The sequence below is a fragment of the Ramlibacter sp. genome (assembly GCF_036383835.1).
Taxonomy (GTDB): Bacteria; Pseudomonadota; Gammaproteobacteria; order Burkholderiales; family Burkholderiaceae_C; genus Ramlibacter.
In genome coordinates this window covers 41,383-65,482 of the sequence record NZ_DASVNN010000020.1, presented here as the reverse complement: position 1 = coordinate 65,482, position 24,100 = coordinate 41,383, and the positions used below count along the sequence as shown (strand labels likewise).

Sequence of the window (24,100 nt, the reverse complement as noted above, 5' to 3'; positions counted from 1 at the left end):
GTTGAACCTTTTGTTGCAACTACGCGGCGGGCCTCAGGCTTCGCTTTCGCTCGCGCGCTCGTTCTCGCCGGCCCCCGGTCGGCGCAGCGCCATCATCTTGCCGATCACGAGCACCAGCAGCGCGCCGGCGATCGCGGCGCCGTACTCCCAGGTCTTGGACTCGGGCAGGTAGGGCTTCAGGCCGGGGTCGGTATAGATCATCTGCCCGGCGATCCAGCCGAGGAGCATGCCGCCCAGCGTGATGATGACCGGGAAGCGGTCCATCAGCTTGAGCACCAGCTGGCTGCCGGCCACGATGATGGGGATGCTCACGACCAGGCCGAAGATCACCAGGAACAGCTGGTGCTGGCCGGCGCTCTCGGCCGCGCCGGCGATGGCCAGCACGTTGTCGATGCTCATGACGAGGTCGGCGACGATCACCGTCTTCACCGCGCCCCACAGCTTGTCGCTGGACCGGATGTCGCCGTGGTCCTCCTCTTCCTGCGGCACCAGCAGCTTCACGCCGATCCACACCAGCAGGAGGCCGCCCACCAGTTTCAGGTAGGGGATGGACAGCAGCGCCAGCGCGAAGGCGATCAGGAAGACCCGCAGGACGATCGCGCCGGCGGTGCCGTAGAGGATCCCCATCCTGCGCTGGCCGGGCGGCAGGCCGCGGCAGGCCAGCGCGATCACGACCGCGTTGTCGCCACCGAGCAGGATGTCGATGAGGATGATCTGGCCGACGGCGACCCAGAAGGCGGCGGTGAGGAACTCTGCCATGTCGTCTCGCTGGTGTTCTCAAAGCAAAAGCCGACTGCCTCCTTGCGGAGGCAATCGGCTCTGTCTGGTCGTTGTGGCTGGCCGGGTGCCGCTTACAGCAGCGCCTTCAGGAGCTTACCCATTTCCGACGGGTTGCGGGTCACCTTGAACCCGCACTCTTCCATGATCGCCAGCTTGGCGTCGGCCGTGTCGGCGCCGCCGGAGATCAGCGCGCCGGCGTGGCCCATGCGCTTGCCGGGGGGCGCCGTGACGCCGGCGATGAAGCCCACGATCGGCTTCTTCATGTTGGCCTTGCACCAGCGGGCGGCGTCCGCCTCGTCGGGGCCGCCGATCTCGCCGATCATGATCACGGCGTCGGTGTCCGGATCGTCGTTGAAGGCCTGCATCACGTCGATGTGCTTCAGGCCGTTGATCGGGTCGCCGCCGATGCCCACGGCGCTCGACTGGCCGATGCCCAGCTCGGTGAGCTGCGCCACGGCTTCATAGGTCAGGGTGCCGGAGCGCGAGACCACGCCGACGCGGCCCTTCTTGTGGATGTGGCCGGGCATGATGCCGATCTTGATCTCGTCGGGCGTGATCAGGCCGGGGCAGTTGGGGCCCAGCAGCAGCGTCTTCTTGCCGCCCTTGGCTTCCTTGGCCTTCATCTTGTTGCGCACTTCCAGCATGTCACGCACCGGGATGCCTTCGGTGATGCAGATCGCGAGATCCAGGTCGGCTTCCACCGCTTCCCAGATCGCCGCGGCGGCGCCCGCCGGCGGCACGTAGATCACGGAGACGGTTGCGCCGGTCTGCTTGGCGGCGTCCTTCACCGAGGCGTAGATCGGGATGTTGAAGATCGACTCGCCCGCCTTCTTGGGGTTCACGCCGGCGACGAAGCAGTTCTTGCCGTTCGCGTACTCCTGGCACTTCTCGGTGTGGAACTGGCCGGTCTTGCCCGTGATGCCCTGGGTGATGACCTTGGTGTCCTTGTTGATGTAGATCGACATGTCTGTTCCTTACGCCTTCTTCACCGCGGCCACAACTTTTTGCGCAGCCTCGGCCATCGTGTCCGCGCTGATGATCGGCAGGCCGCTCTCGGCCAGCATCTTCTTGCCCAGTTCCTCGTTGGTGCCCTTCATGCGCACGACGAGCGGGACGCTCAGGTTCACGGCCTTGCAGGCGGTGATGACGCCGGTGGCGATGGTGTCGCACTTCATGATGCCGCCGAAGATGTTGACCAGGATGGCCTCGACCTTCTTGTTCTTCAGCATGATCTTGAAGGCCTCGGTCACCTTCTCGGGGGTGGCGCCGCCGCCCACGTCGAGGAAGTTGGCCGGCTCGGCGCCGAACAGCTTGATGGTGTCCATCGTCGCCATCGCGAGGCCCGCGCCGTTCACGAGGCAGCCGATGTTGCCGTCCAGGGAGATGTAGGCGAGGTCGAACTTGGAAGCCTCGATCTCGGCGGGGTCCTCTTCGTCCAGGTCACGCAGGGCGACGACCTCGGGATGGCGGAACAGCGCGTTGGAGTCGAAGTTGAACTTGGCGTCCAGGGCGACGACCTTGCCCTTGCTGTCGCGGTTCAGCGGGTTGATCTCGACCAGCGAGGCATCCGTGTCCATGTAGCACTTGTAGAGCTTCTGGCAGATGTCCACGAACTGGGCCACCGAGTCGGCCGGCATGCCGATGCCCCTGGCCAGCTCTTCGCCTTGCGCCTGCGTGAAACCCACCAGCGGGTCGACGAAGATCTTCACGATCTTCTCGGGGGTGGCGTGCGCCACTTCCTCGATGTCCATGCCGCCTTCGCTGGAGGCGATGAAGGCCACCTTCTGCGTCGCGCGGTCGGTCACGGCGGACAGGTAGTATTCCTTCTGGATGTCGGCGCCGTCCTCGATGTAGAGGCGGCGGACCTTCTGGCCTTCGGGGCCGGTCTGGTGCGTCTTGAGCTGCATGCCCAGGATCTGGCCGGCGAGCTTCTTGACGTCGTCGACCGACTTGGCGACCTTCACGCCGCCGCCCTTGCCGCGGCCGCCCGCGTGGATCTGGGCCTTGACCACCCAGACCGGGCCGCCGAGTTTCTGCGCGGCTTCCACCGCTTCCTGCACCGTGAATGCCGGGATGCCGCGCGGAACGGGCACGCCGAAATTGCGCAAGATCTCCTTGCCTTGGTACTCGTGAATCTTCATGAGGTGTCTCTCGAGGAACTGGAATTCGGGGGAGGTGCGTCCCTGCGGCGGGACGCGCGGCTTCGTCGGCCGGGCTGCATGGAACCGGCACGAACTGTATCATGGTGCAATGCACCATTCCGGCACGTTTGCTTGGAGTAACGATAAGCTGCCGCTATAGGAAAAAACACATGGCCAAGGTCTTCATCGATGGCGAAGCCGGCACCACCGGCCTGCAGATCCGCGAGCGGCTCGTCCAGATGCCGCAGGTCGAACTCGTGAGCATCGCGCCCGAGAAGCGCAAGGACCCGGCCGCCAAGCGCGAGCTGATGGCGGGCGTGGACCTGGTGATCTTCTGCCTGCACGACGATGCGGCGCGCGAGTCGGCCGCGATGATCGAGGAGATCGGCAAGGCCGGCGGGAGGAAGCCGCGCATCATCGACGCCTCCACCGCGCACCGCGTGGCCGAAGGCTGGGTGTTCGGCTTTCCCGAGCTGTCGCGCGGGCAGGCCGAAGCGGTTCGCAAGGCGGAGCGCGTGAGCAATCCGGGCTGCTACGCCACCGGCGCGATCGCGCTGCTGCGTCCGCTGGTGGATGCCGGCGCACTGCCCTCCGACTACCCCGTGGTGCTGCCCTCGGTGAGCGGCTATTCGGGCGGCGGCCGCTCGATGATCGAGGCCTACGAAGCCGGTTCGGCACCGCCCTTCGAGGTCTACGGCCTGGGCCTGAAGCACAAGCACCTGCCCGAGATCATGAAATACACCGGGCTGGTGCGCCGCCCGATCTTCATTCCCTCGGTAGGCAATTTCCGCCAGGGCATGCTGGTGCAGCTGCCGCTGCACCTCGACACGCTTGCCGGCAAGCCGACGCCGGCGGACCTGGAGAACGTGCTCAAGCGCCACTACGAGGGCAGCGAGTGGGTGACGGTGGAAGCGGCGACGGAAGACGGCAAGCTCGAGCCCACCGCGCTGAACGACACCAACAAGATGGAACTGCGCGTGTTCCACAACATGGACTACCGCCACGCGGTGCTGGTCGCGCGGCTGGACAACCTGGGCAAGGGCGCCAGCGGGGCGGCGGTGCAGAACCTGAAGTTGATGCTGGGGATCTGATCCGTCATCCCCGCGGAGGCGGGGATCCAGCGCGTCCGAAGAACAAGGCGGCCACTGGCCGCCTTTTTCCAATGCCCTGGGCCCCCGCCTCCGCGGGGGTGACGGTTAACCGTGCACCAACCCTTCGCCCCCCAGCGCCCGGAACTTCTTCTTCATCGGCTTGTACTGGTGGTCCAGGCTGATGATCATCAGCTCCACCGGCCATTCGATCTCCGCCAGGCGGTTCACCACCGCACCCTGCTGATCGCGGTACTGGCCCCACCAGGTGAGTTCCACCGCGAGCAGCAGCTGGGTCATCTTCTCGCTGCCCGGAAGCACGCGGCGGCCGAGGTAGATCGCCTTCACGTGTTCGTGGTCCAGGCTGGCGATGGTCGCGCGGATCGCGTCCGCCACCTTGTCCTCCAGGCCGTGCGGGACGACCGGATGCTTCGGGTCCACGTTGCTCAAGGCCTTGTGGTGCCGCGTCTCCTTCTCGTCGCGGCGCTTCCAGCGCTGCAGGTACACGTCCGCCACATCGTGCTCGCCGCGCTCCTTCAGGAAGCCATACGCCACGTCGCACGCCGGCTTGATCGCATCCTCGTCGAGTTCCATCACGCGATCGAGCAGCTTCAGCCCGTCCCGGTCGCCCTTCTCCAGGCGCGCGGTCGCTTCGGTGAAGAGGCCAAGCGGGTGGTCCCCATTCTCGGCGTTGAAGGCGGCGAGCGCTTCGCGCCAGTCCTGTTCCGGCTCGAAGCGCAAGGCGAGGCGCAGCATCTCGAGCTCCTCGTCGCTGCTGCGCGTGGCTTGCCGGCGCAGTCCGGCCAGGCGCTCCACCTGCTGCTTCGCCGCCTCGTGGCGCTCCGCCCAGGGCTCCTGCACGCGCTGGACCCACTCGGACTGCAGCTGCTTGCGCAGCAGCTCGAGCCGCTTGCCGAACCAGGCGCGGGCGGCGGATTCGTCGGTTTCGGGAGGCGGCAGGTCGATCGCGTCCGCCGTGACGCCGAGAGCGGCGAGGCGCGCGCGCAGCGTCGGGTGCGTGTCCCACACGCTCGCCTGCCGGTCGAGCGCCTTCTGCAGCCACAGGCTCGCGTCGGCGGCCGGCGCCGGCTGGTCCAGGTGCGCGGCCCACCGGTGCATCAGGTCCGCGGGCGGCTGCGGCTCGTGGCGGATGCGCTCGAAGGTCAGCTCCATGAAGCGGTCGTGCCGGGAGCTGGCGACGTTCACGCGCTTCAGGGCGTGCGCCGCGTTGTCCTTGCCGACCAGGCGCGCCGAGGCGGCATCGGCCTCGTATTCGTTGGTGCGCGCCAGCACGAAGGTGTAGGCATTGAAGTAGGGTGCGTACCAGCGCACGAGCGGCGCCACCGCCTTGCCCAGCCAGCCTTCCACCTGCTCGGTGAAGTCCTGGATCGTGCCCCAGGTGGTGCGCAGGCGATAGATGAACGCCGAGAAGCGGCCGTGCGATCCGGCCAGGTGCCCGTATTCGTGCGCCACCACCGCGAAGGCCTCGCGCGGCGGCATGCATTCCAGCAGCGGCAGCCCGAGCAGCAGGTAGTTGCGCGGCCAGCCGACGAGCCCCCAGGCGGGACGCTGCACCACCGCGGCGTTCACCTCGTTCACCAGCAGCACGTGGTGGAAGGCCGGGCCGTTCATGCGCTTGCGCATGCGGTCCAGGCCCTCGAACAGGACTGGCGCTTCGCCGCGGCGGATCTCGCGGCCTTCGGGCACCGGCAGGCGGATGAGCAGCGCGCGGATCGCGCTCTTGCCCATGTACCAGAGGGGCACGGCCAGCAGGAAGATCGCCTTGCCGGCCTTGGCGAGCAGCACGAGCGCCGAGCCGCCCTTCAGGGCCAGGAAGGCGACCAGCGCCACGATCCCGGCCAGGCCGCCGCCGATCGCCGCCAGCAACAGCGCCAGGATCCCGAACCCGAGCAGCGCCAGCCCCGCCACCTTGACCCGGTATGCGCCCGGCGCGTCTTCGCTTTCCTGCTCGAGCCGCTCGACGAGCTGCTTGAAATCGGCGTCGTCCATCTACCCCTCCGTCCCTCGTTTTCTTGGGGCGACATGATGGGCAGGAGCGCCGCGCGGCGCCTCAGGCGGCCGACAGGCGTCGGGCGGGCGCGGGATGGTCGGTCAGTCCTCCTCCATTCGAAGGACCCGGCGGATCACCTCGCCGCCGAAGCCCCGCGCGGCCAGGAAGCGCGCCTGCCTCGCGCGCTGCGCCGCGTCCACCGGGGGCACGCCGAACTTCTTGCGCCAGACCTCGCGGGCCCGTTCGACCTCGGTGGCCTTCAGGCTCGCGACCGCCAGCGCGACGCGCTCGGCGTCGAGCCCCTTGGCCTGCAGTTCCTGCTTGATGCGCCCGGCGCCGAGCCGGCCGGCGCGCCGGTGCACGAGGGAATCGACCACGCGCTGTTCGTCGAGGAAGCCGCGGGCCTGCAATTCGTCGAGCGCGGTCTTGAGCTGGCCCGGCTCGGTCTCGTGCTGGGCGAGCTTGCGTTCCAGTTCCCTGCGGGAGTGCTCGCGGGCCGCGAGCAGTTTCAGCGCGCGGCCCTTGAGCGAGAGTTGCCCGAAGGGCATTTACTCCGCGACGACGCCGTCGGTGGGCAGCGGCGTGATGCCGATGATTTCGCGGATCTTGTTCTCGATCTCGCGCGACAGGTCGGGGTTCTCGCGCAGGAACTCGCGGGCGTTGTCGCGGCCCTGGCCGATCTTCTCGCCGTTGTAGGCGTACCAGGCGCCGGACTTCTCCAGGATGGAGTGCTGCACGCCCATGTCGACGATCTCGCCCTCGCGGCTGATGCCCTCGCCGAACAGGATGTCGAACTCCGCCGTCTTGAACGGGGGCGAGACCTTGTTCTTCACCACCTTGACCTTGGTCTCGTTGCCGATGGCCTCCTCGCCCTTCTTGATGGTGCCGGTGCGGCGGATGTCCAGGCGCACGGAGGCGTAGAACTTCAGCGCGTTGCCGCCGGTGGTGGTTTCCGGGCTGCCGAACATCACGCCGATCTTCATGCGGATCTGGTTGATGAAGATGACCATGCAGTTGGTCTTCTTGATCGTGGCGGTCAGCTTGCGCAGCGCCTGCGACATCAGGCGGGCCTGCAGGCCGGGCAGCGAATCGCCCATCTCGCCTTCGATTTCGGCCTTGGGAACCAGCGCCGCCACGGAGTCGATGATGATGAGGTCGACCGCGCCGGAGCGCACCAGGGAGTCGACGATCTCCAGTGCCTGCTCGCCCGTATCGGGCTGGGAGATCAGCAGGTCGGACACGTTCACGCCCAGCTTCTGCGCGTACTGGATGTCCAGCGCGTGTTCGGCGTCGACGAAGGCGCACTGGCCGCCGGTGCGCTGCATCTCGGCCACGACCTGCAGCGTCAGGGTGGTCTTGCCCGAGGATTCCGGCCCGTAGATCTCGACCACGCGGCCGCGCGGCAGGCCGCCGACGCCCAGCGCGATGTCCAGGCCCAGGGAGCCGGTGGAGACGACCTGGATGTCCTGGATGACCTCGCCTTCGCCCAGGCGCATGATCGTTCCCTTGCCGAACTGCTTCTCGATCTGGGCCAGCGCGGCCTGGAGGGCCTTGGCCTTTTCGGTGTCCGCCGCCGGCGCGATCTTGCTGCCCTTGACTTGGGTGTCCATCGGTTTCTCCTTGCGCATCAATGACTTACAGAGTTTGAGTGGTTGGGGGACATCCACTGGTTCGACGAACAGGCTGGATGCATGCCCAGTAATGTAACGAGCGAGGTGCCACGCGGACAACAGGTTTTTTTGTCAGTTTGCCTTACGATCACGGAATGACAACAGCAGAGGAAGGCTGGCGGCTCACGCACCTCGGTCGATTGCTCGGGCACGCCATGCGCCGCTTCGACGAGCGCGTGCTGCACCTGATGGCCCACAACATCGACGTGCCGCTGGCGCTGTCCAACCTCGCGGCCCGGGCGCAGATCAGCGCGGCGCACATCCACATCACCCGCCACCTGGACCTGCGGGGCACGCGCCTCACGGAACTGGCGGACAAGGCCGGCATGAGCAAGCAGGCCATGGGCGACCTGGTGGACCAGTGCGAGGCCTGGGACCTGGTGCGGCGCGAGCCCGATCCGCGCGACGCCCGGGCGCGGCTCGTTCAGTTCACGCCGACCGGTCTGCTCTGGCTGCAGGCCTTCAAGGACGCCGTGGCGCAGGCGGAGAAGGAATTCCGCTCGGAGGTGGGACAGGACATCGCGACCGTCGTGAAGATCGGCCTGGAAGCCTACGCGGGCGGGTATGGCGCGTCGCCGTAAGGCCTCGTAGGCTGGGGTGGAACCCCAGCCTACAATTTCCGCAAGGCCCGCAGAAGCCACCTGCCAGGAGACGAGCATGCGCATCCTCATCGCCGAAGACGACCAGGTCCTGGCCGACGGCCTCCTGCGCAGCCTGCGCGCCGCGGGCGCCGCCGTCGACCACGTCGCCACCGGCACGGAAGCCGACGCCGCGCTGATGACGAACAACGAGTTCGACCTCCTGATCCTCGATCTGGGCCTGCCCAAGATGCACGGCCTGGAGGTGCTGCGCAAGCTGCGCGCGCGCGGCTCGCAGATGCCGGTGCTGATCCTCACCGCCGCCGACGCGATCGAGGAGCGGGTCAAGGGCCTGGACTTCGGCGCCGACGACTACATGGCCAAGCCCTTCGCGCTGTCCGAACTCGAAGCGCGGGTGCGCGCCCTCACCCGCCGCGGCATGGGCGGCACCAGCAGCACGATCAAGCACGGCCCGCTGGTGTACGACCAGGCCGGCCGCGTCGCCACCATCGACGGCAAGATGGTCGAACTCTCAGCCCGCGAGCTGGGGCTGCTGGAAGTGCTGCTGCAGCGCGCCGGCCGCCTGGTGAGCAAGGACCAGCTCGTGGAGCGCCTGTGCGAATGGGGCGAGGAGGTGAGCAACAACGCCATCGAGGTGTACATCCACCGCCTGCGCAAGAAGATCGAGAAGGGCCCGATCCGGATTGCCACGGTGCGGGGGCTGGGCTACTGTCTGGAGAAGATCCCTTGACCTGCCGTCATTCCCGCGGAGGCGGGAATCCAGGGCATTGAAATGCGGAAGCACTGGATCCCCGCCTCCGCGGGGATGACGAAGTCATGAAAATCTTCCAGCGCGAGCAGCGCTCGCTCTTCGGCGAGATCCTCGACTGGATGCTCACGCCGCTGTTGCTGCTGTGGCCCGTGAGCCTGGCGCTGACCTGGCTGGTGGCGCAGAGCATCGCCGGCAAGCCCTTCGACCGCGCGCTCGAATACAACGTGCAGGCGATCGCGCAGCTGGTGACGGTGCAGAACCAGCGCGCCGCCTTCAGCCTGCCGCAACCCGCGCGCGAGATCCTGCGCGCCGACGACTCCGACCAGGTCTACTACCAGGTGCTGGGCTCCCGCGGCGAACTCCTTTCGGGCGAGCGCGACCTGCCCCCGCCTCCCGAGGACGAGCGCCTGCTGCCCGGCGAAACGCGCCTGCGCGACGACGAGATGCGCGGCCTCGACGTGCGCGTGGCCTACACCTGGGTGAAGGTCGACGCGCCCGGCGCGCAGCCGGTGCTGGTGCAGGTGGCCGAGACGCGCGAGAAGCGTTCCGTGCTCGCCACCGAGATCATCAAGGGCGTGATGCTGCCGCAGCTGGTGATCCTGCCGCTGGCGGTGCTGCTGGTGTGGCTGGCGCTGGTGCGCGGCATCAAGCCGCTGTCGGAGCTGGAGGAGCGCATCCGCGCGCGCAAGCCCGACGACCTCAGTCCGCTCGACGAAAAAGTGGTGCCGCTGGAAGTGGCGCCGCTGGTGTCCTCGGTGAACGACCTGCTCACGCGCCTGAAGGGCTCGATCGCGACGCAGAAGCGCTTCCTCGCCGACGCCGCGCACCAGCTCAAGACGCCGCTGGCGGGGCTGCGCATGCAGGCGGACCTGGCGCAGCGCGAACAGTTCAACGCGGAGGAACTGAAGCAGTCGCTCAAGCAGATCGGCCGCTCCAGCATGCGCGCCACGCACACCGTCAACCAGCTGCTGGCGCTGGCCCGCGCCGAAAGCAGCGGCAAGACCCTGGTGCGCCAGCCCTGCGACCTCGCGGCGCTCGCCATCGAGGCGGTGCGCGACACCGTGCCGCGGGCCATGGAGAAGCGCCTCGACCTCGGCTACGACGGCGCCGAGCCCGGGTCGGCCGGGGTGAAGCTGCAGGGCCATCCCACGCTGCTGAAGGAGATGATCCGTAACCTCCTGGACAACGCGGTCAACTACACGCCTTCGTCCGCGCAGCAGCCCGGCGTGGTCACGGCGCGCGTGCTCGCCGATCCCTTCGGCCGCGTGCTGGTGCTGCAGGTGGAGGACACCGGCCCCGGCATCCCCGAAGCGGAGCGCGAGCTGGTGTTCCAGCCCTTCTACCGGACGCTGGGCACCAACGTCGACGGCTCCGGGCTGGGACTGCCGATCGTGCTGGAGATCGCCCGCCAGCACGGCGCGACGATCGAGCTGCAAGATGCAAGGCCGGGCCACGTGCCGCCGGGGACGCGGGTGGCGGTGCGGTTCGATGTGGCGGCGGCGGATGCGCCGGCGGAAGAAATGGCGCAGGCGGCCTAGTCGTCATCCCCGCGCAGGCGGGGGTGACGATCAAGGCTTGTACAGGTTCAACTGCAGCCGCTCCCGCTCGATCGCCTTCGCCACGCCCGGCAGCTGCGCCACCTTCTGCACGTGCGCCCACAGCGCCGTGAACCCCGTCGGGTCGATCTGCGCGAAGCCGCCCCAGCGCAGCAGCGTGAGCGCATAGGCGTCCAGCGGGCCGAACCGGTCGCCGCCGAGGAAGGCCTGGCCCTTCTCCGCGGCCTGCTTCGCCAGCTGTTCGAGGTCGGCCAGCAGCCCCGCGTAGGCCTTGGCGTTGAAGGTCTTCAGCTCCGCCTGCGCCTCCGGCGTGCCGGCGAACTTGTAGGGCATGAACACGTGCGTGAAGGTGGGATGCACGGTGTTGTTCATCCACGCGAGCGTTTCCAGCACCCGGGTGCGCGCCAGCAGGTCCTGGGGCAGGAAGCCCTGCTGCGGATACCGGGCATCCAGGTACTGCACGATCGCCACGATCTGCGTGATGGTCTGCTCGCCGTCCACCAGCACCGGCACCTGGCCGCGCGGGTTGACCGCGCGGAACGGCGCCTCGTTCTGCTCGCCCTTGTGCAGCTTGACCATCACCGGCTCGAACGCCACGCCCGCGCTCTCCAGCAGGCTGTGCGGCACGAAGGAACAGGCGCCGGGGGAGAAATACAGCTTCATCGTCATCGCGGGTCTCCGTGGGGGTCAGCGGCAGGGCCGCAGGGGTTTGGCGGCGAGCACGGGCTTGAGTTCTTCCAGCCGCGGCCGCAGGTTGTCGTCGACGGCCGGCAGCGTCAGGCGCTGGCCGCGCTGCTCGGGCCGCTCCTGCACCACGCGCGCGGTGCGCACGCCGCGCGCGGCCAGCGCGGCGAGCTGCTGCTGCGCCGCGGCTTCGGCCGGGAAACTGCCCAGGGACAGGCCCGGCTCCAGCGCGGGATTCGTGAGGCTCTCGAAGGAGACCCCCAGCTGCCGCAACTCGGCGCGCTTGCGCGCCACCTGCTCCAGTCCCGCGTACGGGCCCATGTAGACGATCCAGCGGGCCGGCTCGGCGATGGGCTCCAGCGTCCAGGCGGCCGAGGGGAAGCTGGCCAGCAGCGGCCGCAGGCTCGCGACCTGCGGCTCGTCCAGCATGGGCGAGGCCAGGCATTCCGGCGGGCGCGGCGCCTGCGCCAGCTGCGCCTCCAGCGAACGCAGCTCGTCGGGGCGCAGCACGCGCACGCTGTCCGGGTGGATCTGCTGCTGCACCCGCTGCGGCTCCGACTGCTGCGTGGGACCGACGCCCCAGGCGAGCAGGTAGCCGTGCGACCAGGCGTAGAAGCCCGCGTTGGCCAGCAGCAGGAACAGGACGATCAGGCGAAGCATGCGTGTGGGGTCAGGAGGCCGCCGGCCGCACGCTCACCTCGGAGCTGCTGATGGCCTGCAGGCCGGCCGCAGTATGCACCAGCAGGCTGCCGTCCTCGCCGACTCCGTGGGCCGTGCCGGACCGGCCGTCGCTGAGCGTCACGGCGCGGTCCCGCAGGACGTCGCGCGCCTCGAAGCGCAGGCGGAAGGCGGCAAAGCCCGCCTGCTCGAAGACCTGCACGTCGCGCACCAGCGCCGGCGCGATGCGCAGCAGGGCCGCCGGCGCCTCGATCCCGGGCAGCAGCCCGGCCAGCGCCGCAGGCGGCGTGGACAGGCCGGAGGCCGGCCGGACCGCGATGTTGATGCCGATGCCGATCACCGCGTAGCGGGCGCCCGCGCCGAAGCTCGCCGTCTCGATCAGGATGCCGGCCAGCTTGTGGTCGCGCACCCACAGGTCGTTGGGCCACTTCAGCCCGATCGCCGGATGCAGGCTTTCCGCCACGCTCACGCCCACGGCCAGCGACAGGCCGGACCAGTCGGCGGGCGCCAGCGGCAGGCCCAGCGAGAAGGTCAGCGAGGCGCCCGCGGCGCTGTCCCAGCCCCGGCCCAGGCGGCCGCGGCCGGCCGTCTGGCGTTCGGCCACCAGCAGCACCGGCTCGTCGCGGCCGGCCCGGGCGCGGCGCATCAGCTCCGAATTGCTGGAGTCGACCTCGGGCAGGATCTCCACCGTGAAGCCGGGGAGCGCAGGCGCGACGGCTTCCCAGATCGCCTCGGCGGGCCAGGTCACAGGGCCGGACGGCCCGGCGGTCCTCATGGCTCAGCGGCGCCGTTTGGGCGCCAGAAGGGTGCCCCTGCAGCTCTTGCTGCCGCACCAGCAGGGATACTCCGCCTTGAGCTTCTTCGTGTAACGCTCGTCGATGATCAGGCCGTAGTCGTAGTTCAGCTCCTCGCCGGCCTGGATGTTGCGCAGCGCCTTGATGAAGACGCGGCCCTCGTCCTCGTCGGCCTCGCAGTTCGGGTTGCAGGAATGGTTGATCCAGCGAGCCGCGTTGCCGCCGACCGCGGCGTCGATCACGCGGCCGTCGTCGATATGGAAGTAGAACGTATGGTTGGGCTCCTCGGGATTCCACGGGTGGCGGCGCTGGGCCTCCTTCCACGTGATGATCTCGCCGATGTATTCGATCAGCGTCTCGCCGGCGGGGATGTCCTGCAGGGCGAAGACGCCCTTGCCGTGCACGCCCGACCTGCGGACCTGGATTCGGCGATTCGTTCGGGGGGCGGCCGGAGCGGGCTTGGCGGGCATCGGAAAATTTCTGTTAAGTTGAATTCGTACACGTGCGCGCGTATGCGCGCGCGAGAAGAGCGCAGATTGTAAGAACCCAAGGAGGGGCGGCCGCAAGGCAGCCCGCTGGATCCCGTGAGCAAAACATTGGTCATTGCCGAAAAGCCGTCCGTGGCCCAGGACATCGTCCGGGCCCTGACGCCCGTGGCCGGCAAGTTCGACAAGCACGACGAGTACTTCGAGAACGACAAATACGTCGTCACCAGCGCGGTGGGCCACCTGGTGGAAATCCACGCGCCGGAGCAGTTCGACGTCAAGCGCGGCAAGTGGAGCTTCGCCCACCTGCCGGTGATCCCGCCCTGGTTCGACCTGAAACCGGTCGACAAGACCAAGACCCGCCTGAACGCGGTGGTCAAGCTGGCCAAGCGCAAGGACGTCACCGACCTGGTGAACGCCTGCGACGCGGGCCGCGAGGGCGAGCTGATCTTCCGGCTGATCGAGCAGTTCGCCTTCGGCAGCGACGGCACCAACGCGGCGGCGGGCAAGAAGTCGGCGGCACTCAAGCCGGTCAAGCGCCTGTGGCTGCAGTCGATGACCCCGCAGGCCATCCGCGAGGGCTTCGAGAAGCTGCGCACCGACAAGCAGATGGAAGGCCTGGCGCACGCGGCCCGTTCGCGCTCCGAAGCCGACTGGCTGGTGGGCATCAACGGCACCCGCGCGATGACCGCCTTCAACTCGCGCGACGGCGGCTTCTTCCTCACCACCGTCGGCCGGGTGCAGACGCCGACGCTGGCGATCGTGGTGGAACGCGAGGAGCAGATCCGCAAGTTCGTCAGCCGCGACTACTGGGAGATCCACGGCAGCTTCCTGGCCGATGCCGGCGAGTACCCGGGCAAGTGGTTCGACCCGAATTTCCGGAAGGACCCCGAGGACCCGGAAAAACGCGCCGATCGCCTCTGGAACGAGAAGGACGCGATCGCGATCGCCAACGCGGTGCGCGGCAAGGCCGCCACGGTCACCGAGGAATCCAAGCCCTCGACCCAGGCCTCGCCGGGCCTGTTCGACCTCACCTCCCTGCAGCGCGAGGCCAACGGCCGCTTCGGCTATTCGGCCAAGACCACGCTGGCGCTGGCGCAGTCGCTGTACGAGCGGCACAAGGCGCTGACCTATCCGCGTACCGATTCGCGCCACCTGCCTTCCGACTACGTGAAGGTGGTGCACGAGACCATGGACGTGCTGGCCGGCAGCGGCATGCCGCACCTCGCGCCCTTCGCGCGGCAGGCGAAGGACGAGGGTTACGTCAAGCCGATCAAGCGGGTGTTCGACGACAGCAAGGTCTCGGACCACTTCGCCATCATCCCGACGCTGCAGGCGCCCAGCGGCCTGTCGGACGCCGAGCAGAAGATCTACGACCTGGTGGTGCGCCGCTTCCTGGCGGTGTTCTTCCCCAGCGCCGAATACCTGGTGACCACGCGCATCTCGCAGGCCGTGGGCCACCACTTCAAGACCGAAGGCAAGGTGCTGGTCAAGCCGGGCTGGCTCGCGATCTACGGCAAGGAAGCCGTCGACGTCGACGAGTCGACCGGCAAGGAAGGCGAAAAGGGCCAGAACCTGGTGCCGGTGAAGCCGGGCGAGATGGTGCGCACCGAAGCGGTGGACGCCAAGGGCCTGAAGACGCGGCCGCCCGCGCGCTACAGCGAAGCCTCGCTGCTCGGCGCCATGGAAGGCGCCGGCAAGTTCGTGGAAGACGACGAACTGCGCGAGGCGATGCAGGAGAAGGGCCTCGGCACGCCGGCCACGCGGGCGTCCATCATCGAAGGCCTGATCAACGAGAAGTACATGCTGCGCGAGGGCCGCGAGCTGATCCCCACGGCCAAGGCCTTCCAGCTGATGACGCTGCTGCGCGGCCTGGGCGTGGAGGAACTGAGCAAGCCCGAGCTGACCGGCGAGTGGGAATACAAGCTCTCGCAGATGGAGCACGGCAAGCTCTCGCGCGACCAGTTCATGCACGAGATCGCCGACATGACCAAGCGCATCGTCATGAAGGCCAAGGAGTACGACCGCGACACGGTGCCGGGCGACTACGCGACGCTGAAGACGCCCTGCCCCAACTGCGGCGGCGTGGTGCAGGAAACCTATCGCCGCTACAACTGCGTGGGCAAGAACGGCCAGGAGCCCTGCGGCTTCTCCTTCACCAAGATCCCTGCGGGGCGTGCCTTCGAGCTGGACGAGGTCGAGGCCTTCCTGCGCGACCGGCGCATCGGCCCGCTGCAGGGCTTCCGTTCCAAGGCGGGCTGGCCCTTCACCGCCGAACTGGCGCTCAACTACAACCAGGAAGAAGAAAACTGGAAGCTGGAGTTCGACTTCGGCGAGACCAAGGACCCGGCCGAAACCGGCGAGATCGTCGACCTCTCCACGCAGGAGCCGCTGGGGCCCTGCCCCAAGTGCGGCCACCAGGTCTTCGAGTGGGGCAGCAACTACGTGTGCGAGCGCTCGGTGCCCACCGAGAAGCATCCCACGCCCACCTGCGACTTCCGCAGCGGCAAGATCATCCTGCAGCAGCCGGTGGAGCGCGAGCAGATGGCCAAGCTGCTGGCCACCGGCAAGACCGACTTGCTGGACAAGTTCATCTCGATGCGCACGCGCCGGCCCTTCAAGGCCTTCCTGGTGTGGGACGCGGAAGCGAGCAAGGTGAATTTCCAGTTCGAGGAGCGCAAGTCCAAGTTCCCGCCGCGCAAGGGCGCGGGCGCCGCGACGAAGACGACCGCCACCAGTCGCGCCAAGGCCAGGGAGCCGGCGAGCGAGGTCAAGGCGACGGCGAAAGCCGCAAAGGCAGTGGTGGCCAAGAAGGCGGCGCCGGCGAAGAAGGCGGCGCCCGCCAAGAAGGCCGCGGCGAGGAAACCCGCCGCCGGCCTGAAGCCGAGTCCCGAGCTCGCCGCCGTGGTGGGCAGCGAGCCGATCGCGCGCACCGAGGTGATCAAGCGGATCTGGGACTACATCAAGGAAAAGGGCCTGCAGGACAAGAAGGACAAGCGCTCGATCAATGCCGACGAGAAGCTGCGTGCGGTGTTCGGCAAGCCGCAGGTGACGATGTTCGAGCTGGCCGGCATCGTCGGCAAGCACCTGTCGTCCCAGTAAGGTCCCCTCACTTCGGCAACTTCGTCGCCAGCGTCGCCCAGTCGATCAGCACCTGCACCGTCTCCGGCGGCTGCATCTCGCGCGTGATCGGCACGGTGGCGCGGCCGATGTTGCCCATGGGGATGCGCCGCAGGAGGTGGCCCAGCGGCAGCAGCGCGATGCGCACGACCTGCCCCGCCACTTCCTTCCAGTCCTTCGCCTGCTGCGCGAGGGCGAGCATGCGGCGATGGCTGTCGAGGTGCATGCCGGCATCGTGCTGGCCGACGACGTGCGCGGCCATCAGCCAGGTCCACTGCGTTTCGAGTTGCCGTCCTTGCGAGGCCGTGTCCGCGTACCCGCGCACGAGGCGGGCGTAGACGATGCGCCGCTCGGGCAGGGAGAGGGTGTCCATAGCACAATTTGTAACATCGCGCCCTCGTCCGCGTCAACAAACGTGAAGCTGTTGGCGATGTACGGCCCCGCTTGTGGCCGTCGCGAGACAGCCCGCCGGCTTCGTTGCATGATCCGCCCGGCATCCACAACGACCGGAGACCCGCCATGAACCGCTCCCTGCTCGCTGCCGCCGTGCTCGCCTTCGCCGCCGCCGGCGCCCATGCCGCCTTCAAGCTGGAAAGCCCCGACATCAAGGCCAATGCGACGATGGACAGGAAGTTCGAGGCCAACGTCTTCGGGTGCAGCGGCGAGAACAAGTCGCCGGCGCTCCAGTGGAGCGGCGCCCCGAAGGACACCAAGAGCTATGCGGTCACGGTGTACGACCCCGACGCGCCGACCGGCTCGGGCTGGTGGCACTGGGTGCTGGTCAACGTCCCGGCCAACGTCACCGAACTGAAGCCCGATGCCGGCAACGGCAACGGTGCCAACGTACCGCAGGGCGCACGCCAGGTCCGCACCGACTACGGCACCAACGCCTGGGGCGGCGCCTGCCCGCCGCCCGGCGACAAGCCGCACCGCTACGTCTTCACCGTGCACGCGCTGAAGGTCGACAAGCTGGAGCTCCCGCCGGATGCCACCGCGGCACTGGCCGGCTTCATGATCAACGCCAACGCGATCGGCAAGGCGACTTTCACGGCGAAGTACGGGAGGGCGAAGGGGAAGTGAGCCGGCGCGGGAGAATGCGCGGGTGAACGACACATCGCGCCTTCCCCCCGAACTCGTCGATTCGATCGAGAAGCTGCGCCTGCGCAGCATCCTGGTCGGCACCGTGCTGCTGCTGGGCGTTCTCTGGCTGCACCTGCTGTCCGCCGTCTTCGCGGGCCTCGCGGGCTTCGTGCTCTACCGCCGCGTGCGCGCCTTCACGGGGCCGGCGCACGGCGCGTGGCAGACGCGCGCGGTGCGCTGGCTGATCGTCTTCGCCGTCGTCACCGCCGTGGGGCTGGCCTTGCTGGCCGCCACGGAGCTGCTGTTCAAGTCGGGCGGACTGGGCCGCCTGATGCAGTTGCTGGCCGACACGCTGGACCAGATCCGCGCCACGGCGCCGGGCTGGGTGGTCGACCGGCTGCCCGAATCGGCGGAGGCGGTGCGCGAGGCGATCACCCGCTGGCTGCGCGAGCATGCGGGCGAGATGCAGCGCTGGGGCGCCGAGGCGCTGAAGATCCTGGTCCACATCATCATCGGCCTGGCGATCGGGCTGATGGCCGCGTCGGCGCGCCACGCGACGCCCGCCGCACCGCGCCGGCCGCTGGTGCTGCTGGCGCAGGCGCGCATGCTGCAGCTGGCCGAGGCCTTCGGCGACGTGTTCTCGGCACAGCTGCGCATCTCCCTGATCAACGCGGTGCTGACGGGCATCTACCTGCTCGTCCTCCTGCCCGCCTTCGGCTACCGCGTCCCGCTGGGGCCGACGCTGGTGGGCTTCACCTTCTTCGCCAGCCTGGTGCCCATCGTGGGCAACCTGCTGTCCAACGCGGCGATCACGGTGGCGGCGCTGACGGTCTCCGTGTGGCTGGGCGTCGCCTCGCTGGTGTTCCTGGTGGTGATCCACAAGCTGGAGTACTTCCTGAACGCCCGCATCGTGGGCGGTCGCACCAATGTGCCGACCTACGCGATGCTGGCCGGCATGCTGGTGCTGGAATCGGCCTTCGGCATCGCCGGGCTCGTCGCGGCGCCGATCTACGTGGCGTGGCTGACGCGGGAGTTGCGCGAGGGCGGCTGGATCTAGCTGCGTCGGGATTGGGGATCAACCCGCCCCGCGCAAATGCCATGCCTTCGCCCGCGTGAACGCCTGGATGCCGTACTTCGACAAGGTCAGTCCCACGCCCGAATCGCCCACCCCGCTCCACGGCAGGCGCGGGCTCACGCGGTCGCAGCAGTTCCAGTAGACGGTGCCCGCGTGCACCCGCGACAGGATGCGGCGGGCGCGCTGCTCGTCCTTCGTGAACACGCCCGCGGTGAGGCCGTAGCGCGTGTCGTTCATCCAGTGCACGGCCTCTTCGTCGTCGCGCACCTTCATGATGCCGACCACCGGACCGAAGCTTTCCTCGCGCATGATCTCCATCGTGTGGTCCACGTGGACCAGCACGGTGGGATCGAACCAGTTGCCTTCGCCGATGCGGCGCTCGCCGCCGACCAGCAGCGACGCGCCCTTGGCGATCGCGTCGTCGACCTGCGCTTCCAGTACATCGAGCTGCGGCGCACGCGTGATCGCGCCGATGTAGGTGTCCTCGCGCAGCGGGTCGCCCATGCGGAAGCCCTTCACCGTGTCCACGAAACGATCGACGAAATCGTCGTGGACCTTCTCGTGCACGTAGATGCGTTCCACCGAGCAGCAGCTCTGGCCGGTGTTGTACATGGCGCCGTCGGCCAGCGATTCGGCGGCGGCCTGCACCTCGGCGTCCTCGCAGACGTAGGTCGGATCCTTGCCGCCCAGTTCCAGCTGCAGCTTCACGAAGCGCTTGCCCATGGTCTCGGCGATGCGCTTGCCGGTCGCATGCGAGCCGGTGAAGAACACGCCGTCGACCTCCTGCTCCAGCAGCGCGGCGCCGACTTCGCCCGTGCCCACCAACGCCATCATCACCTGCCGCGGCACGCCCGCTTCGTGCAGCAGGCGCGCGATTTCCAGGCCGGTGAGCGTGGCGTATTCCGAAGGTTTGTACAGCACCGCATTGCCCGTCAGCAGCGCCGGCAGGATCACGTTGCAGCCGACGAACCAGGGATAGTTCCAGGCCGAGATGTTGGCGATCACGCCCAGCGGCTCGTGGCGGATCTCCTCGCGCATGCCGCTGTCGTCGTGCATGGGCTCCGGCGCGGTCGCGGCCTCCACCTCCTGCAGGAAGAAATCGATGCGCGGCAGCAGTCCGTTGAGCTCGTTGCGCGCCATGCGGATCGGCTTGCCGGTCTCGCGTGTCAGCACCAGAGCGAGCTGTTCGAGGTCGCGCACCACGCCCTCGCGGAAGCGCGCGATGCAGGCCTTGCGCCCGGCCAGCGGCACGGCGGCCCATTCGGGCTGCGCCGCGCGCGCGATCTTCGCCTTGGCAGCGACCGACTCGGCGTCGTCGGCCGGCAGCTCGATGATCAGTTCGTCGGTGGCGGGATTGAGGATGGCGAGGGTGCTCATGTCTTGCGGACCGCGCGTGCGGCCTCCAGGAAATCGCGCAGCAGCGGCGTGTCGTCGATCACGCCCAGCTCCGGGCGATGGAACTCGGGATGCCATTGCACGCCGGCGATCCAGGATTCGCCGGTGTGGCGGATCGCCTCGACCACGCCGTCTTCCGGCGACACCGCCTCCACCACGAAGCCGGGCGCGAGGTCCTTGACGCCCTGGTGGTGCACGCTGTTGATCTTGTGGCGGCCGGCCGGCAGCAGTTGCGCGAGGCGCGTGTCCGGCAGGATGTCGACCTCGTGGAAGTTGAGGTCGTAGGCGACGGCGTCGCGATGCACCAGCGACCGCGGCTTCTGCGTGCGGATGTCCTGGTAGAGCGTGCCGCCATAAGCCACGTTGAGCAGCTGCACGCCGCGGCAGATGCCGAACACCGGCTTGCCGGCGGCGCTGAAGGCCTTCACCAGCTCGATCTCGTACTCGTCGCGCACGCGGTCGCCGTGCCATTCGGGGCGCAGCGGCTGCTCGCCATAGCTGCCCGGCCAGACGTCGGCGCCGCCGTGCATCACCAGGCCGTCGAGCCACTGCGCGTAGTCCTCCACGCGCACCTCGCCGCGGAAGGTCTGGCCGGCGAAGGACGGCACCATCACCGGCAGCGCGCCCTCGGACATCACCCAGTGCGCGGTGGACTGCTCGATCCACAGCAGGGTCTTGGACGGCGCGGCCTTGCGTTCGCCGTCGGGATGGAAGAAGCAGGCGGAGATGCCGATCCGGAGTCGATTCATGTCTTGCTTCGCATCGCTGGGGTTCCACCCCAGCCTACAGGTTGCGCGTGTTGCATCTACATCGCCGCCGTGAAGAGCCGCTCGAAATCCTGCGCCGTCACCGGCCGCGGATTGGTCTGGTGGCAGATGTCCTTCACCGCGATCTCCACCAGCCGCGGGATCTGCTCCTTCTTCACGCCGTGCGTGGACAGCGTGCCGGTGATGCCGACCTGCTGCTTGAGGTGGCCGAGCCAGCGCACGAAGCCGGGGCCGCCGCCGCCCACGCGGCAGACATGCGCCAGCTCCTCGAACTTGTCGGGCGCCGCCTCGATATTCCAGGCCAGCACCGTCTCGATCATCAGCGCGTTGGCCAGGCCATGGTGCAAGTCGCACACCGCACCCAGCGCATGCGCGCAGGAGTGCACCGCGCCCAGGTCCTTCTGGAAGGCAATCGCGCCCATCATGGAAGACATCATCATGTCGCTGCGCGCGGCGATGTTCTTCGGTTCGCGCACGGCGCGCACCAGCGAGCGCGCCGCGATGCGCGCGCCTTCCAGCGCGATGCCGTCGCACAGCGGGTGGTAGGCGGGCGACAGGTAGCTCTCGACGTTGTGCGTGAGCGCGTCCATGCCGGTCGCGGCCGTCACGTGCGCCGGCAGGTCGACCGTGAGCTCCGGATCGGCGAACACCTTCTTCGCCAGGATCTTCGGGCTGAACACCACGCGCTTGAGGTGCGTGGCGTCCTCGCTGATCACCGAAGAGCGGCCCACTTCCGAGCCGGTGCCGGACGTGGTGGGCAGCGCGACGAAGTACGGCAGGTCCTTTTCGATCTGCCGCACCCGCGGGTGGTCCCACGCGTACTCGATGATGTCGCCCTCGTGCGTGGCCGCCAGCCCCACCACCTTGGCGACGTCGAGCGCCGCGCCGCCGCCGAAGCCGATCACGCAGTCGGCGCCGTGCTCCCGGTAGGCCTGCGCGCCCGCCATCACCTGGCTGGCGACGGGATTGCCGGCCACGCCTGAATACACGGCGACGGCCAGCCCCTCGAGATGCGAGCGGAATTCCTGCAGCACCGGCAAGGCGGCCAGCGCCTTGTCCGTGACGACCAGCGGCCGCTTCAGGCCCTGCTCCTGCAGATGCTTGCGCACCTCCTTGCGCGCGCCGGGGCCGAACGCGATCGCCGTGGGAAAGGAAAAGCTCGACAGGCTCATGGTGCGCGGTCCAGGTGCAGTTGCATGTGGTTCTTTCCGAAGGAGCGGCCGTGCACGCGGATCGCATCGGGCTCGACGCCGAAGGAGCGGAAGCCGGCCTGTTCATAGAGATGCAGCGCCGCGGCATTGCCGTCGGTGACCGTCAGCACCAGCGACTCCAGGCCTTCGTGGCGCGCATGGGCGATCAGCGCGTCGAGCAGGGCGCGTGCCATGCCCTGTCCCGCGACTTCGGCGGCGACGTACATGCCGACCACCGTGGCCTTGTGCCGGTTCTTCGGCCGCGGCTCGCGCTCCAGCCCGATGAAGCCGTACAGCTCGCTCGCGCGGTAAGCGCCCCAGAAGGCATGCGAAGCGAGGCGCGCGGCCGCCGCCTCCACCGGCTGCGTCCGGTCTTCCTCGTAGCACGAGGTGAAGGCGTCCGGGTGCTCGCGCAGCGCGCGCAGCCGCAGCGACCGGTAGAGCGTGGCATCGGCGGGGGTCAGCCGGCGGACCTGCATCAGATGATCTCGAAGTAGCGGCGCAATTCCCAGTCGGTCACCGCATCCTGCCACTGCCGCCATTCCCATTCGCGGGTCGCGGCGAAATGCTCGACGAAGGTGTCGCCCAGCCAGTCGCGCGCGATCTCCGAGTCGCGGAAGATCCGCGTGGTCTCGATCAGCGAGCGCGGCGCCCGCGGCACGTCCTCGCCGCCCTGGTTGGTGCCGGTGATCGGCGGCGTGGTGAGCTTCAACCCCTTCTCGACGCCGTGCATGCCCGCCGCGATCACCGCGGCCATGGCGAGGTAGGGATTCACGTCGGAGCCGGGACAGCGCGTCTCCAGCCGCGTCGCCTTGGGAGAACCGGCCAGCACGCGGAAGCTGGCGGTGCGGTTGTCGATGCCCCAGGTCGGCTTCACCGGCGCCCAGAAGCCGTCGACGAGGCGCTTGTAGCTGTTGACGGTGGGCCACAGCATCGGCCCGAACTCCATCATGCAGGCGACCTGGCCGGCGAGATAGCTCTCGAACAGCGGGCTCATCCTGCGCGGCGAGCCCTCGTCGTGGAACAGGTTGGTCTTGCCGTCCGACAGGCTCTGGTGGATATGGCCGCTGCAGCCCGGATAGTGCTGGCTCCACTTGGCGATGAAGCTGGGCATGATGCCGAAGCGCTTGCCGATCTCGCGCGCACCGGTCTTGAACAGGATCGCGCGGTCGGCCTGCTCCAGCGCGCTGGAGAAACCGATGGCCGCCTCGTACACGCCGGGGCCGGTCTCGGTGTGCAGCCCCTCGATCGGCACGTTGAAGGCGAGCATCTCGTCCATCAGCGCGTTGAAGAACTCGCGGTGGTCGGCCATGCGCAGGATCGAGTAGCCGAACATGCCCGGCGTGATCGGCTCCGGCGGCGCGCCCTTCTTCTGCGCCCAGGTGTGCGGGGTCTCGCGGAAGTTGAACCACTCGAACTCCATGCCGGTCATCACCTGGAAGCCGAGCTTCTCCGCGCGCGCCAGCACGCGCTTGAGCGTCTGGCGCGGACACACCGGGAACGGCGAGCCATCGGCATTGATGAACTCGCCGAGGAAGAAAGGCACGTTGCCGTCCCAGGGGACATTGCGTGCCGTGTCGAGATCGACCCGGGCGAGCGCATCGGGATAGCCGTGCTGCCAGCCGGTGACGCTCGTGTTGTCGTAGGTGACGTCGTGGGCATCCCAGCCGAACACCACGTCGCAGAAGCCGAAGCCGCCGCCGGCGGCGCTGTCGAACTTGTCGATGTGCAGGAGCTTGCCGCGCAGGATGCCGTCGATGTCGCTCACGGCGACCTTCACCTTGGCGGCACCGCTCTTGCGCAGCTTCTCGAGGGCGGGATGGTTGCTGGCCACTTGCACTTGCTCCCTGCAGGACAGTCGTCCTTCATCTTGACAGCGTTCACGGCCGTCGTGGGGCAAGCGCAAGCGGATGCAAGCCGGCGGGTTCAGCCGGTACGGTCGTCCTGGGGTGGTGCGGTGTCCAGCTGCGGCGAACCGTCCTCGCCGTGGCTGCTCTCGATCTTCGTGCTCTCGCTCAACCGGGCCAGTTGCTTGCGCAGCATCTCGCGCTGCAAGTCCTTGCCCAGCTCCTTCGTGTAGTAGGCGATCTCGAATTCCGGCCTGCCCCCGTCGGGTTTCCTGTTGCTGTCGGGCATAGCGAAGCAGGATAGCAAGCAGGCGCTCACATTCTGTAGGAGAAAGACGCTTCGCTTGTGGGACGGGGATGACCCCGCGATGGCGCGCTCTCCGGCGCCG

The 24,100-nt window shown here is 68.3% G+C and carries 24 protein-coding genes; 7 read left to right on the top strand and 17 right to left on the bottom strand.

The features are described from left to right. Window positions 1-33: 33 nt before the first annotated feature. The 3 genes from VF522_RS03880 to sucC all read right to left on the bottom strand — a co-directional run bounded on the left by VF522_RS03880 (window position 34) and on the right by sucC (window position 2,921). Window positions 34-759: a TerC family protein gene (locus tag VF522_RS03880; protein ID WP_330906909.1), complete on the bottom strand. Its 726-nt coding sequence runs from the start codon at window positions 757-759 to the stop codon at window positions 34-36. A gap of 92 nt (window positions 760-851) precedes the next feature. Then, window positions 852-1,745, bottom strand: coding sequence for a succinate--CoA ligase subunit alpha (gene sucD / locus VF522_RS03875; RefSeq protein ID WP_330906908.1), 894 nt, complete (start codon window positions 1,743-1,745; stop codon window positions 852-854). A 9-nt stretch (window positions 1,746-1,754) separates the two neighbouring features. Next, on the bottom strand, window positions 1,755-2,921 hold the full coding sequence (gene sucC / locus VF522_RS03870) for an ADP-forming succinate--CoA ligase subunit beta (protein ID WP_330906907.1): 1,167 nt from the start codon (window positions 2,919-2,921) through the stop codon (window positions 1,755-1,757). A 170-nt stretch (window positions 2,922-3,091) separates the two neighbouring features. On the opposite strand from sucC, the gene argC reads away from it, so the two are divergent. Continuing rightward, the gene (argC, locus tag VF522_RS03865) at window positions 3,092-4,012 is read left to right on the top strand and encodes an N-acetyl-gamma-glutamyl-phosphate reductase (protein WP_330906906.1); all 921 of its coding nucleotides are present in this window, start codon (window positions 3,092-3,094) and stop codon (window positions 4,010-4,012) included. 105 nt (window positions 4,013-4,117) lie between these two features. Here the strand turns inward: argC and VF522_RS03860 are convergent, their stop codons facing one another. The 3 genes from VF522_RS03860 to recA form a co-directional block, all read right to left on the bottom strand. Then, window positions 4,118-6,019 (bottom strand): M48 family metalloprotease, encoded by a 1,902-nt coding sequence (locus VF522_RS03860; RefSeq protein ID WP_330906905.1) that lies wholly within the window; start codon window positions 6,017-6,019, stop codon window positions 4,118-4,120. A 102-nt stretch (window positions 6,020-6,121) separates the two neighbouring features. Continuing rightward, a complete protein-coding gene (recX, locus tag VF522_RS03855; RefSeq protein ID WP_330906904.1) occupies window positions 6,122-6,568 on the bottom strand; it encodes a recombination regulator RecX in 447 nt (148 codons plus the stop codon). Beyond that, window positions 6,569-7,630: a recombinase RecA gene (gene recA / locus VF522_RS03850; protein ID WP_330906903.1), complete on the bottom strand. Its 1,062-nt coding sequence runs from the start codon at window positions 7,628-7,630 to the stop codon at window positions 6,569-6,571. 155 nt (window positions 7,631-7,785) lie between these two features. On the opposite strand from recA, the gene VF522_RS03845 reads away from it, so the two are divergent. The 3 genes from VF522_RS03845 to VF522_RS03835 all read left to right on the top strand — a co-directional run bounded on the left by VF522_RS03845 (window position 7,786) and on the right by VF522_RS03835 (window position 10,578). Next, the gene (locus VF522_RS03845; RefSeq protein WP_330906902.1) at window positions 7,786-8,271 is read left to right on the top strand and encodes a MarR family winged helix-turn-helix transcriptional regulator; all 486 of its coding nucleotides are present in this window, start codon (window positions 7,786-7,788) and stop codon (window positions 8,269-8,271) included. A gap of 76 nt (window positions 8,272-8,347) precedes the next feature. Then, on the top strand, window positions 8,348-9,019 hold the full coding sequence (locus tag VF522_RS03840) for a response regulator transcription factor (RefSeq protein ID WP_330906901.1): 672 nt from the start codon (window positions 8,348-8,350) through the stop codon (window positions 9,017-9,019). 86 nt (window positions 9,020-9,105) lie between these two features. Then, on the top strand, window positions 9,106-10,578 hold the full coding sequence (locus VF522_RS03835; RefSeq protein WP_330906900.1) for a sensor histidine kinase: 1,473 nt from the start codon (window positions 9,106-9,108) through the stop codon (window positions 10,576-10,578). Between the two features lie 30 nt (window positions 10,579-10,608). On the opposite strand, the gene VF522_RS03830 is transcribed toward VF522_RS03835, so the two are convergent. From VF522_RS03830 to VF522_RS03815, 4 genes are read right to left on the bottom strand one after another with little or no spacing between them, the layout of a single operon-like run. Next, window positions 10,609-11,265: a glutathione S-transferase family protein gene (locus VF522_RS03830; RefSeq protein ID WP_330906899.1), complete on the bottom strand. Its 657-nt coding sequence runs from the start codon at window positions 11,263-11,265 to the stop codon at window positions 10,609-10,611. Window positions 11,266-11,283: 18 nt separating this feature from the next. Further along, window positions 11,284-11,940 carry an SPOR domain-containing protein gene (locus VF522_RS03825; protein ID WP_330906898.1) on the bottom strand — a complete coding sequence of 219 codons (657 nt, stop codon included), beginning with the start codon at window positions 11,938-11,940 and terminating at the stop codon, window positions 11,284-11,286. A gap of 10 nt (window positions 11,941-11,950) precedes the next feature. Next, the gene (locus tag VF522_RS03820) at window positions 11,951-12,733 is read right to left on the bottom strand and encodes a biotin--[acetyl-CoA-carboxylase] ligase (RefSeq protein ID WP_330906897.1); all 783 of its coding nucleotides are present in this window, start codon (window positions 12,731-12,733) and stop codon (window positions 11,951-11,953) included. Between the two features lie 3 nt (window positions 12,734-12,736). Then, complete coding sequence (locus VF522_RS03815) at window positions 12,737-13,222, bottom strand: SET domain-containing protein (RefSeq protein WP_330906896.1); 486 nt, start codon at window positions 13,220-13,222, stop codon at window positions 12,737-12,739. A gap of 114 nt (window positions 13,223-13,336) precedes the next feature. Here VF522_RS03815 and VF522_RS03810 point away from each other — a divergent pair, with 114 nt between their 5' ends. After that, a complete protein-coding gene (locus VF522_RS03810) occupies window positions 13,337-16,339 on the top strand; it encodes a DNA topoisomerase III (protein WP_330906895.1) in 3,003 nt (1,000 codons plus the stop codon). A gap of 7 nt (window positions 16,340-16,346) precedes the next feature. Here VF522_RS03810 and VF522_RS03805 read toward each other — a convergent pair whose 3' ends face one another. Then, entirely contained in the window at window positions 16,347-16,730 is a 384-nt protein-coding gene (locus tag VF522_RS03805) for a DUF3703 domain-containing protein (RefSeq protein ID WP_330906894.1), read from the bottom strand. Window positions 16,731-16,876: 146 nt separating this feature from the next. Between VF522_RS03805 and VF522_RS03800 the strand changes: the two genes are divergently transcribed. Beyond that, window positions 16,877-17,437, top strand: a complete 561-nt coding sequence (locus VF522_RS03800; protein WP_330906893.1) for a YbhB/YbcL family Raf kinase inhibitor-like protein — start codon at window positions 16,877-16,879, stop codon at window positions 17,435-17,437. A gap of 22 nt (window positions 17,438-17,459) precedes the next feature. Then, the gene (locus VF522_RS03795) at window positions 17,460-18,494 is read left to right on the top strand and encodes an AI-2E family transporter (protein ID WP_330906892.1); all 1,035 of its coding nucleotides are present in this window, start codon (window positions 17,460-17,462) and stop codon (window positions 18,492-18,494) included. Window positions 18,495-18,512: 18 nt separating this feature from the next. Here the strand turns inward: VF522_RS03795 and VF522_RS03790 are convergent, their stop codons facing one another. From VF522_RS03790 to VF522_RS03765, 6 genes are all read right to left on the bottom strand, one after another. Beyond that, complete coding sequence (locus tag VF522_RS03790; RefSeq protein WP_330906891.1) at window positions 18,513-19,889, bottom strand: aldehyde dehydrogenase family protein; 1,377 nt, start codon at window positions 19,887-19,889, stop codon at window positions 18,513-18,515. Further along, window positions 19,886-20,656 carry a type 1 glutamine amidotransferase gene (locus tag VF522_RS03785; protein ID WP_330906890.1) on the bottom strand — a complete coding sequence of 257 codons (771 nt, stop codon included), beginning with the start codon at window positions 20,654-20,656 and terminating at the stop codon, window positions 19,886-19,888. Before VF522_RS03785 ends, VF522_RS03790 begins: the two co-directional genes overlap by 4 nt. A 56-nt stretch (window positions 20,657-20,712) precedes the next feature. Beyond that, the gene (locus VF522_RS03780; RefSeq protein WP_330906889.1) at window positions 20,713-21,846 is read right to left on the bottom strand and encodes an iron-containing alcohol dehydrogenase; all 1,134 of its coding nucleotides are present in this window, start codon (window positions 21,844-21,846) and stop codon (window positions 20,713-20,715) included. After that, on the bottom strand, window positions 21,843-22,343 hold the full coding sequence (locus VF522_RS03775; RefSeq protein WP_330906888.1) for a GNAT family N-acetyltransferase: 501 nt from the start codon (window positions 22,341-22,343) through the stop codon (window positions 21,843-21,845). The genes VF522_RS03780 and VF522_RS03775 overlap by 4 nt, the downstream gene beginning before the upstream one ends. Beyond that, the gene (locus tag VF522_RS03770; protein ID WP_330906887.1) at window positions 22,343-23,698 is read right to left on the bottom strand and encodes a glutamine synthetase family protein; all 1,356 of its coding nucleotides are present in this window, start codon (window positions 23,696-23,698) and stop codon (window positions 22,343-22,345) included. Before VF522_RS03770 ends, VF522_RS03775 begins: the two co-directional genes overlap by 1 nt. 92 nt (window positions 23,699-23,790) lie before the next feature. Further along, window positions 23,791-24,000, bottom strand: coding sequence for a hypothetical protein (locus tag VF522_RS03765; protein WP_330906886.1), 210 nt, complete (start codon window positions 23,998-24,000; stop codon window positions 23,791-23,793). Window positions 24,001-24,100: the final 100 nt, after the last annotated feature.

Bases quoted from the DNA above. Each gene is read 5' to 3' on its own strand.
- VF522_RS03880 (WP_330906909.1), bottom strand. From the start codon at position 759: ATGGCAGAGTTCCTCACCGCCGCCTTCTGGGTCGCCGTCGGCCAGATC.
- sucD (WP_330906908.1), bottom strand. From the start codon at position 1,745: ATGTCGATCTACATCAACAAGGACACCAAGGTCATCACCCAGGGCATC.
- sucC (WP_330906907.1), bottom strand. From the start codon at position 2,921: ATGAAGATTCACGAGTACCAAGGCAAGGAGATCTTGCGCAATTTCGGC.
- argC (WP_330906906.1), top strand. From the start codon at position 3,092: ATGGCCAAGGTCTTCATCGATGGCGAAGCCGGCACCACCGGCCTGCAG.
- VF522_RS03860 (WP_330906905.1), bottom strand. From the start codon at position 6,019: ATGGACGACGCCGATTTCAAGCAGCTCGTCGAGCGGCTCGAGCAGGAA.
- recX (WP_330906904.1), bottom strand. From the start codon at position 6,568: ATGCCCTTCGGGCAACTCTCGCTCAAGGGCCGCGCGCTGAAACTGCTC.
- recA (WP_330906903.1), bottom strand. From the start codon at position 7,630: ATGGACACCCAAGTCAAGGGCAGCAAGATCGCGCCGGCGGCGGACACC.
- VF522_RS03845 (WP_330906902.1), top strand. From the start codon at position 7,786: ATGACAACAGCAGAGGAAGGCTGGCGGCTCACGCACCTCGGTCGATTG.
- VF522_RS03840 (WP_330906901.1), top strand. From the start codon at position 8,348: ATGCGCATCCTCATCGCCGAAGACGACCAGGTCCTGGCCGACGGCCTC.
- VF522_RS03835 (WP_330906900.1), top strand. From the start codon at position 9,106: ATGAAAATCTTCCAGCGCGAGCAGCGCTCGCTCTTCGGCGAGATCCTC.
- VF522_RS03830 (WP_330906899.1), bottom strand. From the start codon at position 11,265: ATGACGATGAAGCTGTATTTCTCCCCCGGCGCCTGTTCCTTCGTGCCG.
- VF522_RS03825 (WP_330906898.1), bottom strand. From the start codon at position 11,940: ATGCTTCGCCTGATCGTCCTGTTCCTGCTGCTGGCCAACGCGGGCTTC.
- VF522_RS03820 (WP_330906897.1), bottom strand. From the start codon at position 12,733: ATGAGGACCGCCGGGCCGTCCGGCCCTGTGACCTGGCCCGCCGAGGCG.
- VF522_RS03815 (WP_330906896.1), bottom strand. From the start codon at position 13,222: ATGCCCGCCAAGCCCGCTCCGGCCGCCCCCCGAACGAATCGCCGAATC.
- VF522_RS03805 (WP_330906894.1), bottom strand. From the start codon at position 16,730: ATGGACACCCTCTCCCTGCCCGAGCGGCGCATCGTCTACGCCCGCCTC.
- VF522_RS03800 (WP_330906893.1), top strand. From the start codon at position 16,877: ATGAACCGCTCCCTGCTCGCTGCCGCCGTGCTCGCCTTCGCCGCCGCC.
- VF522_RS03790 (WP_330906891.1), bottom strand. From the start codon at position 19,889: ATGAGCACCCTCGCCATCCTCAATCCCGCCACCGACGAACTGATCATC.
- VF522_RS03785 (WP_330906890.1), bottom strand. From the start codon at position 20,656: ATGAATCGACTCCGGATCGGCATCTCCGCCTGCTTCTTCCATCCCGAC.
- VF522_RS03780 (WP_330906889.1), bottom strand. From the start codon at position 21,846: ATGAGCCTGTCGAGCTTTTCCTTTCCCACGGCGATCGCGTTCGGCCCC.
- VF522_RS03775 (WP_330906888.1), bottom strand. From the start codon at position 22,343: ATGCAGGTCCGCCGGCTGACCCCCGCCGATGCCACGCTCTACCGGTCG.
- VF522_RS03765 (WP_330906886.1), bottom strand. From the start codon at position 24,000: ATGCCCGACAGCAACAGGAAACCCGACGGGGGCAGGCCGGAATTCGAG.